This is a genomic window from Pseudonocardia sp. KRD291, assembly GCF_019263595.1.
In the GTDB taxonomy this organism is placed as follows: Bacteria; Actinomycetota; Actinomycetes; order Mycobacteriales; family Pseudonocardiaceae; genus Pseudonocardia.
Genome location: NZ_JADQDD010000181.1, coordinates 1 through 12,766, shown reverse-complemented (window position 1 = coordinate 12,766; position 12,766 = coordinate 1). Strand labels below are relative to the sequence as shown.

Sequence of the window (12,766 nt, the reverse complement as noted above, 5' to 3'; positions counted from 1 at the left end):
TTCGCACACCAGCACAGCGGGAGTTCGCAGGTCAGCGGGCTGAGAGGGTGGCTGCCGACGATCGGCACCGCCACCGACCGCGGGACCGGCCGGGTAATGCCGGTCAGGGAGGACGCCACCATGCCGGAGAAGACCGTCGGCACCACCCCGCCCCGGGTGATCACGATCGCGGGCACCGACTCCGGCGGCGGCGCCGGGATCCCGGCCGACCTGCGCGCGTTCGCCGCCTGCGGGGTGCACGCCTGCCTGGCCGTCTGCGCGGTGACGGTGCAGAACTCGGTCGGCGTCACCGGCGTGCACACGATCCCCGCCGAGACGGTCGCCGGGCAGATCCGGGTGGTCGCCGAGGACATCGGGGTGCAGGCGGCGAAGACCGGGATGCTGGCGACGACCGAGATCATCGAGACGGTCGCGCGGACCTGCGACGAGGTCGGCATCGGCCGCGACCGGGACGCGCCGCTGATCGTCGACCCGGTCGCGGCGTCCATGCACGGGGACCCGCTGCTGGCCGGCTCCGCACTGGATGCCTACCGGACGGTGCTGTTCCCGCGGGCCACCTTCGTCACGCCCAATCTCGACGAGGTGCGCCTGCTGGTCGAGCACGACGTGCACGACCGGGACGGCCAGTACGCCGCCGCGAAGGCGCTGCACGCGCTCGGCCCGCGCTACGTCCTGGTCAAGGGCGGACACCTGGCCGAGGACGTCGACGGCTGCATCGACCTGCTCTACGACGGGAACGAGTTCCTCGAGCTCCCGGGCCCGCGGTTCGCCACCGGCAACACCCACGGCGGCGGTGACTCGCTGGCCGCGGCGATCGCCTCCGGCCTGGCCCGGGGGATGGACCCGGTCGCGGCGGTCCGGTTCGGCAAGCGCTACATCGTCGAGGCGGTGCGGCACTCCTACCCGCTCGGCGCCGGGCACGGGCCGGTGTCCCCGCTGTGGGCGGTCCGGCCGTGGTGGGAGGACGACGGCGACGATCAGGTTTCCTGATCGTCGATATTCGCATCCGCGACGCTCTAACGCGAAAAGCTCCGCCGGTACGGACATCGACGGGGCCGTAGAACCGCTTAGGGTCGGCTTATCTGCAGGTCAGGGCCATAGTGATCGTCGCAGTCGTCGTGCCGCGCGTATAGCCTCGTACTCGATGAGCATCTTGGGCACACGCGTTGTCCGAACCGAGGATCCGGTCTTCCTCACACGGGGCGCGACCTACACCGACGACCTGACCGACGAGCGGCTGACCGGAGCGTTGCACCTGACGCTCGTCCGCTCCCCGGTCGCACACGCCACCATCGCCTCGATCGACACGTCCGAGGCGCTCGCCGCGCCGGGCGTGGTCGCCGTGGTCACCGGTGCCGACCTCGACATCGACCCCGCGCTGCTGTTCCCGGGCGCGAACAAGGCGATGACCCGACCGTTCCTGGCCTCCGAGCGGGTCCGGTTCGTCGGCGAGCCGGTCGCCGCCGTCCTGTCCGAGGAGCTCTACCAGGGCGAGGACGCCGCCGACCTGGTCGACGTCGACTACGACCCGCTTCCGGTCGTGATCGACCCCCTGGCATCGGCGAACGACGAGACGCTGCTGTTCCCCGAGGCCGGGACGAACACCGCCGCGGCCTACAACCACGACGAGGAGCCCGACGCGGGCTTCTTCGACGGCTGCGAGGTCGTGGTCACCCGCGACCTGGTCAACCAGCGCCTCGCCGCGGCGCCGCTGGAGACCCGCGCGGCCAGCGCGTTCTGGGAGGGCGACCGGGTCACCCTCTACATCTCGAACCAGAACGCCCAGGGCGGCCGGGACGAGATCGCGGGCTGGCTCGGGCTGGACAAGGACAAGGTCCACGTCATCCTGCCCGACGTCGGCGGTGGCTTCGGCGCCAAGATCGGCTCCGACCCGGAGTTCGGCCTGGTCGCCTGGCTCTCCCGCCGCCAGGGACGTCCGGTCCGCTGGAACGAGAGCCGCTCGGAGAACATGACCGGGATGGTGCAGGGCCGCGCCCAGCGCCAGACGGTCACGATCGGCGGCACCCGCGAGGGCAAGGTCACCCACTACCGCCTCGACGTCGTCCAGGACGCCGGCGCCTACCCGCGCCTGGGCACCTTCCTGCCGATGTTCACGCGCATGATGGCGCCGGGCACCTACGACATCGAGAACGTCGACTCCCGGGCGCGCGTCGTCGTCACGAACACGACGTCGATCGCGGCCTACCGCGGTGCCGGTCGCCCGGAGGCCACGGCCGCGATCGAGCGGGCGATGGACCTGTTCGCCGCCGAGATCGGCAAGGACCCGGCCGAGGTGCGCAAGCTCAACGTCGTGTCCCCGGACAAGTTCCCGTTCACCACCAAGGGTGGCGTCGAGTACGACTCCGGCGAGTACGCCAAGGCGATCGACCTGGCGCTGTCCGAGTCCGGCTACGCCGAGCTGCGCGCCGAGCAGAAGGCCCGACGCGAGCGCGGCGACGTGCGTCAGATGGGCATCGGCGTCTCCTCCTACGTGGAGATCACCGGTGGCGGCGCGTTCGCCGAGGACGCCTCGGTGGAGGTGCACGCGGACGGCTCGGTCACGGTGCTCACCGGCACCTCGCCGCACGGCCAGGGCCACGCCACGGCGTGGGCCATGCTCGCCTCCGAGCACCTGGGCATCGGGCTGGACAAGATCACCGTCAAGCACGGTGACACCGACCTGATCCCCAGCGGTGGCGGCACGATGGGCTCGCGCAGCCTGCAGACCGGCGGCATCGCGGTGCACCAGGCCGCGGGCGAGCTCGTCGACCTGGCCAAGCAGCGCGCGGCCGACCTGCTCGAGGCGAGCGTCGACGACCTCGAGGTCGACACCGACAACGCCTCGATCACGGTCCGCGGCGTGCCCGGCTCGAAGAGCGTCACGTTCGCCGACCTGGCCGCGGCCGAGCAGCTCAAGGTCGACACCACGTGGGACGGCAAGAAGCCCACGTTCCCGTTCGGCGCGCACGTCTGCGTCGTCGAGGTCGACACCGAGTCCGGCAAGGTCACCGTCGAGAAGATCATCGCGGTGGACGACGCCGGCCCGATCCTCAACCCGCTGCTCTGCGAGGGCCAGCGGCACGGCGGGATCGCGCAGGGCATCGCGCAGGCCCTGCTCGAGGAGGTCGTCTACGACGAGGAGGGCCAGCCGCTGACCGGCACGTTCGCCGACTACGGCATCCCGTCCGCGGCCGAGCTGCCCAGCTTCGACCTGGTCGAGATGACGACGCCGACCCCGATCAACCCGATGGGCTACAAGGGCATCGGCGAGGCCGGGACGATCGGTTCGACGCCGGCCACGCAGAGCGCCGTGATCGACGCCCTGTCGCACCTGGGCATCCGCCACATCGACATGCCCCTGACCCCGCTGCGGGTCTGGGAGGCCATCAACGCCGCTTCGGAGGCGAGCTCGTGAAGGTTCAGATCAGCGTCAACGGCGAGGACACCTCCGCCGACGTCGAGCCCCGGCTGCTGCTGGCGCACTACCTGCGCGAGCAGGTCGGGCTCAAGGCCACCAACATCGGCTGCGACACCACGTCCTGCGGGGCGTGCACCGTCCTGCTCGACGGCGAGGCGGTCAAGTCCTGCACGCTGCTCGCGGTGCAGGCCGAGGGGCAGTCGGTGACCACGATGGAGGGCCTCGAGGGCGCCTCCGACGGCACCCCGACGCACCCGGTCACCGCGGCGTTCCACGCCGAGCACGGACTGCAGTGCGGGTTCTGCACGCCGGGCATGGTGATGTCCGCGGTGTCGCTGATCAGCCACGACGACGACCTGGACGAGCGCAAGGTCCGGGAGGGGCTCGAGGGCAACCTCTGCCGCTGTACCGGCTACCACAACATCGTGCGCGCGGTCCTGGTCGCGGCGGGCAAGGACCCCGACGCCGAGCAGAAGGCCGAGGCGGAGTCCGACGCGCTGCGCACCGCGCCCGGCTTCTCCCGTGGCGAGTCCGCCGAGGAGGCCCAGGCATGATCCCCCTCGCGTTCGACTACGCACGACCGGACACGCTCGACGACGCCATCGCGCTGCTCGCCGAGAAGGGCGAGGACGCCACCGTCCTGGCCGGCGGGCACTCACTGATCCCGGTCATGAAGGTGCGCCTCGGCGCACCGGAGTTCGTGATCGACATCGGCCGGCTCGCCGAGCTGGACTACATCCGGGTCGAGGGCGACGAGGTCGCCATCGGTGCCGGTACCAAGCACCGCGACCTGGTGACGTCCGAGGTGCTCGGCGCCGAGGTCCCGCTGGTGCCTGCCGTGGCCCGCACGGTCGGCGACCCGCAGGTCCGCGCACGCGGCACCCTGGGCGGTTCGCTCGCGCACGGCGACCCGGCCTCCGACCTGCCCGCCGCGGTCCTGGCGCTGGACGGGTCGATCGTGCTGCGCGGCCCGCGTGGCTCGCGCACCGTCGGCATCGCCGACTTCTACACCGGGGTGTTCTCCTCGGTGAAGGAGCCCGACGAGCTCGTGGTCGAGATCCGCCTGCCCCGCAAGGGCGACGCGGGCTGGGCCTACGAGAAGTTCACCCGCCGCAGCAACGACTGGGCGATCGTCGCCGTCGCCGTGTGCGACGGCAAGGTCGGGCTGGTGAACATGGGCTCCACGGCCCTGCGCGCCACCGCCACCGAGGAAGCCCTGACGGCGGGGAAGTCGATCGCCGAGGCCGCCGCCCTGGCCGACGAGGGCACCGAGCCCCCGGCGGACACGTCCGGAACCCCGGCCTACCGCCGGGCCCTGGTCAAGGTGCTCACCCGCCGGGCACTCGAGACCGCCGCCGGCTGACCGACCCGCACGTCACGAAGGGCGCCCCGGACCGGCGGTCCGGGGCGCCCTTCGTCGTCGCGGACCGTCGACCGCTGACCGTCAGCGCACCAGGCCTGCGTCCTGCGCCGCGATCGCCGCCTGGGTGCGCGAGCGCAGGCCGAGCTTGGCCAGCACCCGGGACACGTGCGTCTTGGTGGTCGCCTCGGAGATCACCAGCTCCGCGGAGATCCCGGCGTTGGACAGCCCCCGGCCGAGGCCGGCCAGCACGTCGGTCTCGCGGGCGGTGAGCTGGTCCAGACCCGGGACGTTCCCGCGGCGCGGGGCGCTCGCGTAGCGGCCGATCACCCGCCGGGTGATCTCGGGGGCGAGCACGCCGTCCCCGCGGGCGACGGCGCGGACGGCCCGGCACAGGCTCGGTGCGTCGACGGACTTGAGCAGGAACCCGGCCGCGCCCGCGGCCAGTGCGTCGTCGACGTAGTCGTCGAGATCGAACGTGGTCAGCACCAGGACCTGTGACGATCCGGCGTCGAGGATCCGGCGGGTGGCCTCGATCCCGTCCACGCCGGGCATCCGGATGTCCATCAGCACGACGTCCGGGCGGTGCCGGTCCGCGGCCCGCACCGCCGCGGTCCCGTCCGCGACCTCGGCGACGACCTCGATGTCCGATGCCGATCCGAGGATCATCACCAGGCCGGTGCGGATCGCGTCCTGGTCGTCGGCGACCACGACCCGCACGGCATCTGTGCTCATGGGGCCCATCTCAGCCCGTCGCCGGGTTCCCGTCCAGGGCGGCGGCGACCCGCGGCGGTGCGAGCTCCAGCGCGACCGGCAGGCTCAGCACCGACCCGAAGGACAGGGCCCCGTTGAGCTCGCCGAGCTCGGGCATCGTCACGATGCGCCCCTCCCGCGCGACCTGCAGGTTCTGCACCACCGGGTCCGCCGCGATCTGGCCTGCGGCCCGGGCGCCGTAGAGCCCGACGAGCAGGACGTCGGCCTCGAGCAGCGAGAGCCGTTCCCGGCTCAGGGCGACCGGTGCGCGCTCGGGCCCGGTGAAGACCCCGGCCGTCGCGGGGGGCAGCGTCAGGCCCAGGTCGACGAGGAAACCCGGGGCGGGGCCCTCGGCGTAGGCGTAGTAGGAGCCGTCCTCCAGCACGGTGGCGAGCAGCCCGGTCCGTCCGGCGAACCCCGGGTTCGCCTCGCGGACCTGCGCGAACCGGGCCTCGATGTCGCGGACGAGCCCGGCGGCGCGGTCCGGAACGCCCAGCGCCGCACCGACCATCTCGGTGATCTTCTGCCAGGGCGCCCCGTAGTCGGCGAACTCGGCAGGCTGCGCGACGGTCGGGGCGATCCCGGACAGCGCGTCGTACTCGGCCCGGGTCAGCCCGGAGCTCGGTCCGACGACGAGGTCCGGCCGCAGGGCGGCGATCTGCTCGACGTTCAGCGTCTCGATCGGGAGCACGGCAGGCACGGCGCCGCCCGCCTTCTCCCGTGCCCACGGCCACAGCCCGCCGGGCTGGTCGCCGAACCAGTCGCGCACCCCGACCGGGACGGTGCCCAGCGCGAGGAGGTAGTCCTGGTCGGTCAGCCCGACCGTGACCACCCGCTGCGGGATGCCGGAGATCTCGGTGCTGCCGAACTTGTGCGCGATCGTGCGGGCAGCGGCCCCTCCGGCGGGGTCGGCGGAGCCGGACGGCGACGACGAGCAACCGGACACCAGGGCGCCCAGGCCGAGAGCCCCGGCCCCCCACAGCACGGATCGCCGGTTCAGGGATGCGGACACGAGGACCTCCGGGGAGCGGCGGGCGAAGCGCGCTCAGATTAGCCCAGGCTCACCTTGGTTCAAGGGAAAGTAATGTCCCCCACGGGAGGCCCGGCGACCAGGGGCAGGCTCGCCCGGACCCGCCAGCCGCCGTCGGCCGGTCCGGCGTCGAACCGGCCCCCGACGGCGCGGGCCCGCTCCCGCAATCCCACCAGCCCGGTCCCGCCCGAGGTGCCGGGAGGCGCCGACGGGGTGCCGGTGAGGTCGTTGTCCAACCGCACGACCAGCGCGTCCCGCTCGCGCCCCAGTGCGAGCCGCACGCTCGAGCCGGGGGCGTGCTTGGCCGCGTTCGTCAGCCCCTCCTGGACGATCCGGTAGGCCGCCAGCTCGACCGCGGCGGCGGGATCGGCGCCGGCCGGCCGGGTGTCGGCGACGTCGACGTGCAGACCCCGGTCGCGGGCGGCGTCGAGCAGCGGGTCGAGCTGGTCGAGCCGGGCCGGCGCGGTGCGTGGTTCGTCGCCCGGCTCCCAGGTCCCTGCCGGGTAGGCGGAGCGCAGCAGCCCGATCATGGTGCGCATCTCGGCCAGCGCGGAGACGCTGCCCTCGCGCACCGTGCCGAGCACCCGCCGGAGCAGGTCCGGGTCGGCGTCCGGATGGTGCAGTACCGCCTCGGACTGCAGCGCGATCGCCGACAGCTGTCCGGCGACGACGTCGTGCAGGTCCCGGGCCATCCGGGCCCGCTCGGCGGCCACCGCGGCCTCCCGGTCCAGCTCCGCCATCCGCGCCGCCTGCTCGGCGCGGTCGCGCTCTGCATCGGCCAGGTCACGGTGCCGGCGGACCTCGGTGCCCCACAACACCGGGATCGCCACCAGCAGCAGCATGTTCAGCAGGCTGATCAGCGCCGGCCGTCCACCGTCGGTCACCAGCGTGGCCAGTGCCGCCAGCAGGACGACGGCCCCGCTGACCGCGGCCACGGCCCGGCTCGTCCGGCGGCTGGTGAACAGGACGGAGCAGTAGAGGAGGTCGGTGAACACCAGCAGGGTCGCCAGGTCGGTGAACCCCACCAGCAACGGGCCGGCGAGTACCGCCGCGGTGGCCAGCAGCAGGCCCGGCACCGGCACCGTGCGCCGCACGACCGCCCCGAGGCAGGCCACCGCCATGATCAGCACCGAGACCGTGGTGACCGGCTGCCCGCTGTGCCCGCCCGACCACCAGACGATCTGCACCTCCGGCAGCGCCTGCACCATGAGCAGCCCGATGCCGAGGTAGATCAGCGCGACGGCGACGTCGCGGGCCCACCGCGGACCGGGCGTCCGGTCGGCCAGATGCGCGATCACGCGCCCATCCCAGCACGTCCGGGGAGCGCGCGGCGTCCGTCGAAAGAGGTACGCGGGCGTGGTGGAGATGGTCCACGCGACGGACGACGGCGGGACCCGGTCCGGTCCAGGCTCGTCGGCATGGGGGAGTTCCTGAGCGAGAACCCGCTGGCGCTGTTGATCGGCGCGGCGGAGGTGGCCTTCTGGGTGTTCCTGGCCGGCGGGCTGGTGGCGCGGTATCTGCTGCGGATGCCGCGGGCGAGCGCGGTACTGCTGCTGTGCGTGCCGCTGCTGGACGTGGTGCTGATCGTGGCGTCGATGGCCGACGTGGCGTCCGGGTCGCCGCCGGGGCCGGTGCACGGCCTGGCCGCGGTGTATCTGGGTGTCACCGTGGCGTTCGGGCACTCGCTGATCCGCTGGGCCGACGTCCGGTTCGCGCACCGGTTCGCGGGCGGCCCGGCACCGGTACGGCCGCCGCGCGGTGGTCCGGCACGCATGCGGCACGAGTGGCGCGAGTTCGCCAGGCTGGTGCTGGCCGCCGCGGTCGCCGCAGTGGTGATGCTGCTCCTCACGCTCGTCGCCGGCGCGACGGTGCCGGTGCCGACGTCGTGGCCGCACGACCCGATGTGGTCGTGGGCGGCGCGGCTGGGGCTGGTCGGCGGCATCTGGTTCGTCGTCGGGCCGCTGTGGGCGACGGTGTTCCCGAGTGCGGATGCCGAGCGCACCGATGTCCGATAGCGGCGCACGGGCGAGCACCGGGACCGTCCCGGATCCGGCACGATCCCGGATCCCGACCCTCGACGTGCTGCGCGGCCTCGCGATCCTCGGCACGTTCGCGTCCAACGTCTGGTTGTTCGCGGCGCCGGGCGGCCCGGCGTCGCTGCTCGGCGGCGAGAGGGCGGCGGGTCTGGCACCGGGGCCCGCGGCGGTCGAGACGTTCCTGCGGTTCCTGGCCAACGGCAAGTTCCTGGCCCTGCTGACGCTGCTGTTCGGGGTCGGCATGGAGCTGCAGTACCGGGCCGCGGTCCGGCGCGGGCTGCGCTGGCCGGGTCGTTACCTCCTGCGGGCGGGACTGTTGCTGGTGGAGGGACTGCTGCACTACGTGCTGGTGTTCGAATTCGACGTCCTGATGGGCTACGCGGTCACGTCGGTGGTCGTGGCGTACCTGATCGGACGCAGCGACCGGGCGCGCACCGCGGCGATCGCGGTCGCGGTCACGGTGCAGGTGCTGCTGGTCGCGTTGCTCACCGCGGCGCCCGGCGGTCCGTCCGTCGACCTGCCGCCGGCCCCGGTGGACTACCTGGGCCAGGTGGCGATGCGGATGGAGCACTGGGGCGTGTTCCGGGCCGAGATCGTGCTGATCGTGCCGTCCGGGGTGGCGCTGTTCCTGATCGGCGCGCGGCTGCTGCGCGCCGGCGCGTTCGGCCCGGACGGGACCCGGATCCGGCGGCGGATGATGCTGGTCGGGGCGTGCGGACTGCCGCTGAACCTGCTCACCTCGTTCGCCGGGCCGCGGTGGTTCCTCGTCGACCGCTATCTGTGCGCGCCGCTGGTCGCGGTAGGTCTGGCCGCGGCGGTCACCGCGTCGGTGTTCGGTCTGCGAACCGGGGCCGGGCCGTTGCGGCGCGGCCTGACGGCCGTGGGCCGGACCGCGATGTCCTGCTACGTGCTGCAGAACGTGGTGGGGAGCGCCCTGTGCTACCCCTGGGGACTCGGACTGGCCGCCACGGCGGCCGAGGCAGGCGGGTGGACGCGGGTGCTGTGGGTGCCGCTGCTGTGGGCCGTGGTCTGCGCCGGGTTCACGTCCGGCGCGGTGCTCTGGCTGCGCCGCTTCGACCGGGGCCCGTTGGAGCTGGTGATGCACCGCGCGATGGGCGCACGGCCACCACTGCGCGGCTGAGACCGCTCAGACGTCGATGACCAGCCAGCCGCCGTGGTGCTCGGAGACCGTGAACGGACGCCCGGTGCGCCTGCCCATCGCGTCCAGCACGGCGGTGTCGAACAGGCGCACGTGGCCCCAGGTGGCGCTGGCCTCGTCCTCGAACGGGACGGCGACCACGACCCGACGGCGGGCCAGGCGCAGCATCTCGGCCACCACCTCGTCGCCCTCGGCCTCGGGCAGGTGCTCGATCAGGTGCACGGCGAGGACGGTGTCCGCGCAGCCGTCCGGGCGGGCGACGGCGCGGGCGTCGGCCACCATCGCGTCGAGATCCGCGCCGAGCTGCGGGGCCATCCGGGACAGGAGCTCCACGGTGCCGCCGGTGAGGTCGGTGGCGGTGACCCGGTACCCGGCCGCGGCCAGGCGCAGCGACAGGAACCCGAAGCAGCAGCCCAGCTCCAGCACCTCGTCGCCGGCGACGAGCTCCTGGGCCCGCTCGTGCACGGGCTTCATCTCCGCGTTCGTGCCGCCGGGCACCGGCTCGCTGGCCAGCGCGTCGACGGTGTTGCGGTAGAACGCCAGCCACGCGTCGTCCGGGGCATCCGGGTCCTTCGCGGCCCCGGTCACCACGGCGACGAACGCCTCCTCGAACGCCTCCGGGGCGAGCAGCCCGCGCTGGACGAACGTGGTGTCGAGCCAGCCCGCGAGGTCGTTGCTCAGCTGGTCGAGTCCGATCATCAAGGCTCCCTGGAAAGCAGGCGTGGCGGTGCCCTCGACGGTAGGTGGTGCGGCCCCGGCGCCACCACGGGCTCGCACGACAACCGTCCGAGCGGAGTGTCGGACCTGTCCGGTCGGTCAGGTGCCGCGGTTACGGGCGTGGTCCGCTCGCCGGTGCGCCCATCGTCCGGCGCAGGGCCGAACGGTCCAGCGACGCGAGCGACGGGTAGCCGTCGACGGCCATCAGCAGGTCGGCCTCGGCCAGGAACGAGCGCAGCACGTGCACGATCCCGTCCTCGCCGCCGAGCGCCAGCCCGTAGGCGTAGGGCCTGCCGACGCCGACCGCGGTCGCGCCCATCGCGAGCGCCAGCACCGCGTCCGAGCCGGACCGGACGCCGGAGTCGAACAGCACCGGCACGCGCCCGTCCACGGCGTCGACGACGTCGGGCAGCATCTCCAGCGACGAGAGCCCGCCGTTGGCCTGGCGCCCGCCGTGGGTGGAGACGTAGATCCCGTCCGCGCCGGCGTCCAGGGCGCGGCGCGCGTCGTCCGGGTGGCAGATGCCCTTGAGCACGATCGGCAGGTCGGTCAGCCCGCGCAGCCAGTCCAGGTCCTCCCAGGTGAACGCGTGCCCGAACGCCCGGGCCCAGTAGGCGGTCGCCGCCGCGAGGTCGTCCTCGGGCGTCTCGTCGAGCCGCGACCGGAACACCGGGTCCGAGGTGTAGTTGGCGACGCAGTGGCCGCGCAGCTGCGGGAAGTTGGCCGTCGACAGGTCGCGCGGGCGCCACCCGGTGACCCAGGTGTCGAGCGTGACCACGATCGCGGAGTACCCGGCCCTCTCGGCGCGGTGCACCAGGCTCTCGGCGAGCTCGCGGTCGTTCGGGGTGTAGAGCTGGAACAGGCCCGGGGTGTCGCCGAGCTGCGCCGCGACGTCCTCCATCGGGTCCACGGTCAGCGTCGAGGCGACCATCGGGACGCCGGTGCGCGCGGCCGCGCGGGCGGTCGCCAGGTCCCCGTGCCCGTCCTGCGCGCACAGGCCGATCACGCCGATCGGGCACAGGAACAGCGGCGTCGGCAGCGACATCCCGAACATCTCGACCGTCAGGTCCCGCGCGGTCGCGCCGACCATCATCCGGGGCACGATGCCCCAGCCGCCGAACGCGTCGGCGTTGGCGCGCTGGGTGCGCTCGTCCCCGGCACCACCGGCGACGTAGGACCAGATCGAGGGCGGCAGCGCGGCCTGTGCGCGGCGCTCCATCTCCTCGAACGTCATCGGCAGCGTCGGTACCCGGCCGCGCAGCCCGGCGCCGTAGATCTCGAGCTGGTAGTCGCCGTAGGACCGTTCCGCCATGCCCGCATCCTGCACCACCGTTAGCGTCCGGAGCCATGCCCACCGTTCCCGCCGTCGTCGCACCCCGCCCGCTCCCGATCGACGACCCGGAGGCCCTGGTCGACTCGGAGATCGAGGTCGGTGACCCCGGCCCGCACGACCTGCTCGTCGACGTCCGCGCCGTGTCGGTGAACCCGGTCGACGCCAAGGTGCGCTCGTCGTTCGACCCGGCCGACGGGCCGAAGGTCCTCGGGTTCGACGCCGCCGGTGTCGTGATCTCCGCCGGTGCCGCCGTGCAGGGCTACGCCCCCGGCGACGAGGTCTACTACGCCGGTGCGATCGACCGCCCCGGCAGCAACGCCCACCGCCAGCTCGTGGACTCCCGGATCGCCGGCCGCAAGCCGTCCACCCTGGACTTCGCCGCGGCCGCCGCGCTGCCGCTGACCTCGATCACCGCGTGGGAGTGCCTGCACGACCACCTGCGGATCACCGCGGACTCCACCGGCACCCTGCTCGTCGTGTCCGCCGCCGGTGGCGTCGGTTCGATGGTGCTGCAGCTGGGCCGCCGGGCCGGGCTGACGCTGGTCGGCACGGCATCGCGGCAGGAGTCGGCGGACTGGGCCCGCCGGATGGGCGCGCACGAGATCGCCGACCACCACGACCTGGTCGGCAGCGTTGCCGAGGTGGCCCCGGACGGCGTGCAGTACGTGTTCTCGCCGGTCTCCGCGGGCAACGTGGAGGCCTACGCCGAGCTCATGACCCCGCGCGGGGTCGTCGTCGCGATCGACGAGCCCGAGGGCCTGGACACGCTGCCGCTCAAGACGAAGAGCCAGGCCTGGCACTGGGAGCTGATGTTCACCCGGCCGCTGTCCGAGCCGACCTCGACCGTGCAGCGCGAGATCCTCGACGAGGTCGCCCGCCTGGTCGACGCCGGCGAGCTGCGCACCACCGAGACCACCCGCCTGCACGGCCTGACCGCCGACTCCGTCCGCGAGGCCCACC

The 12,766-nt window shown here is 73.4% G+C and carries 12 protein-coding genes; 7 read left to right on the top strand and 5 right to left on the bottom strand.

Going from position 1 to position 12,766, the window contains the following annotated elements; genetic code table 11:
- Window positions 1-120 precede the first annotated feature (120 nt).
- From thiD to I4I78_RS21880, 4 genes are all read left to right on the top strand, one after another.
- Entirely contained in the window at window positions 121-990 is an 870-nt protein-coding gene (gene thiD / locus I4I78_RS21895) for a bifunctional hydroxymethylpyrimidine kinase/phosphomethylpyrimidine kinase (protein WP_218613338.1), read from the top strand.
- A 154-nt stretch (window positions 991-1,144) separates the two neighbouring features.
- On the top strand, window positions 1,145-3,415 hold the full coding sequence (locus I4I78_RS21890) for a xanthine dehydrogenase family protein molybdopterin-binding subunit (RefSeq protein WP_218613337.1): 2,271 nt from the start codon (window positions 1,145-1,147) through the stop codon (window positions 3,413-3,415).
- On the top strand, window positions 3,412-3,972 hold the full coding sequence (locus I4I78_RS21885; protein ID WP_218613336.1) for a (2Fe-2S)-binding protein: 561 nt from the start codon (window positions 3,412-3,414) through the stop codon (window positions 3,970-3,972). The genes I4I78_RS21890 and I4I78_RS21885 overlap by 4 nt, the downstream gene beginning before the upstream one ends.
- Window positions 3,969-4,781 carry a xanthine dehydrogenase family protein subunit M gene (locus I4I78_RS21880; RefSeq protein WP_218613335.1) on the top strand — a complete coding sequence of 271 codons (813 nt, stop codon included), beginning with the start codon at window positions 3,969-3,971 and terminating at the stop codon, window positions 4,779-4,781. Before I4I78_RS21885 ends, I4I78_RS21880 begins: the two co-directional genes overlap by 4 nt.
- Before the next feature lie 81 nt (window positions 4,782-4,862).
- Here I4I78_RS21880 and I4I78_RS21875 read toward each other — a convergent pair whose 3' ends face one another.
- Genes I4I78_RS21875 through I4I78_RS33915 form a run of 3 tightly spaced genes read right to left on the bottom strand, consistent with a single transcriptional unit; the run spans window position 4,863 to window position 7,859 of the window.
- The gene (locus I4I78_RS21875) at window positions 4,863-5,513 is read right to left on the bottom strand and encodes a response regulator transcription factor (RefSeq protein WP_218613334.1); all 651 of its coding nucleotides are present in this window, start codon (window positions 5,511-5,513) and stop codon (window positions 4,863-4,865) included.
- A 10-nt stretch (window positions 5,514-5,523) separates the two neighbouring features.
- A complete protein-coding gene (locus I4I78_RS21870) occupies window positions 5,524-6,543 on the bottom strand; it encodes an iron-siderophore ABC transporter substrate-binding protein (RefSeq protein WP_218613333.1) in 1,020 nt (339 codons plus the stop codon).
- Between the two features lie 59 nt (window positions 6,544-6,602).
- Window positions 6,603-7,859 carry a histidine kinase gene (locus I4I78_RS33915; protein ID WP_218613332.1) on the bottom strand — a complete coding sequence of 419 codons (1,257 nt, stop codon included), beginning with the start codon at window positions 7,857-7,859 and terminating at the stop codon, window positions 6,603-6,605.
- A 120-nt stretch (window positions 7,860-7,979) separates the two neighbouring features.
- Between I4I78_RS33915 and I4I78_RS21860 the strand changes: the two genes are divergently transcribed.
- Window positions 7,980-8,576: a hypothetical protein gene (locus tag I4I78_RS21860; protein ID WP_218613331.1), complete on the top strand. Its 597-nt coding sequence runs from the start codon at window positions 7,980-7,982 to the stop codon at window positions 8,574-8,576.
- The gene (locus tag I4I78_RS21855; RefSeq protein ID WP_218613330.1) at window positions 8,566-9,738 is read left to right on the top strand and encodes a DUF418 domain-containing protein; all 1,173 of its coding nucleotides are present in this window, start codon (window positions 8,566-8,568) and stop codon (window positions 9,736-9,738) included. The genes I4I78_RS21860 and I4I78_RS21855 overlap by 11 nt, the downstream gene beginning before the upstream one ends.
- A 6-nt stretch (window positions 9,739-9,744) precedes the next feature.
- Here the strand turns inward: I4I78_RS21855 and mftM are convergent, their stop codons facing one another.
- Window positions 9,745-10,455 (bottom strand): mycofactocin oligosaccharide methyltransferase MftM, encoded by a 711-nt coding sequence (gene mftM, locus I4I78_RS21850; protein WP_218613329.1) that lies wholly within the window; start codon window positions 10,453-10,455, stop codon window positions 9,745-9,747.
- Between the two features lie 130 nt (window positions 10,456-10,585).
- On the bottom strand, window positions 10,586-11,785 hold the full coding sequence (locus tag I4I78_RS21845) for an alpha-hydroxy-acid oxidizing protein (RefSeq protein ID WP_218613328.1): 1,200 nt from the start codon (window positions 11,783-11,785) through the stop codon (window positions 10,586-10,588).
- A 35-nt stretch (window positions 11,786-11,820) separates the two neighbouring features.
- Between I4I78_RS21845 and I4I78_RS21840 the strand changes: the two genes are divergently transcribed.
- On the top strand, window positions 11,821-12,766 hold a 946-nt coding region (locus tag I4I78_RS21840; protein WP_218613327.1), incomplete at its 3' end, for a zinc-binding alcohol dehydrogenase family protein.

Bases quoted from the DNA above. Each gene is read 5' to 3' on its own strand.
- thiD (WP_218613338.1), top strand. From the start codon at position 121: ATGCCGGAGAAGACCGTCGGCACCACCCCGCCCCGGGTGATCACGATC.
- I4I78_RS21890 (WP_218613337.1), top strand. From the start codon at position 1,145: ATGAGCATCTTGGGCACACGCGTTGTCCGAACCGAGGATCCGGTCTTC.
- I4I78_RS21880 (WP_218613335.1), top strand. From the start codon at position 3,969: ATGATCCCCCTCGCGTTCGACTACGCACGACCGGACACGCTCGACGAC.
- I4I78_RS21875 (WP_218613334.1), bottom strand. From the start codon at position 5,513: ATGAGCACAGATGCCGTGCGGGTCGTGGTCGCCGACGACCAGGACGCG.
- I4I78_RS21860 (WP_218613331.1), top strand. From the start codon at position 7,980: ATGGGGGAGTTCCTGAGCGAGAACCCGCTGGCGCTGTTGATCGGCGCG.
- I4I78_RS21855 (WP_218613330.1), top strand. From the start codon at position 8,566: ATGTCCGATAGCGGCGCACGGGCGAGCACCGGGACCGTCCCGGATCCG.
- mftM (WP_218613329.1), bottom strand. From the start codon at position 10,455: ATGATCGGACTCGACCAGCTGAGCAACGACCTCGCGGGCTGGCTCGAC.
- I4I78_RS21845 (WP_218613328.1), bottom strand. From the start codon at position 11,785: ATGGCGGAACGGTCCTACGGCGACTACCAGCTCGAGATCTACGGCGCC.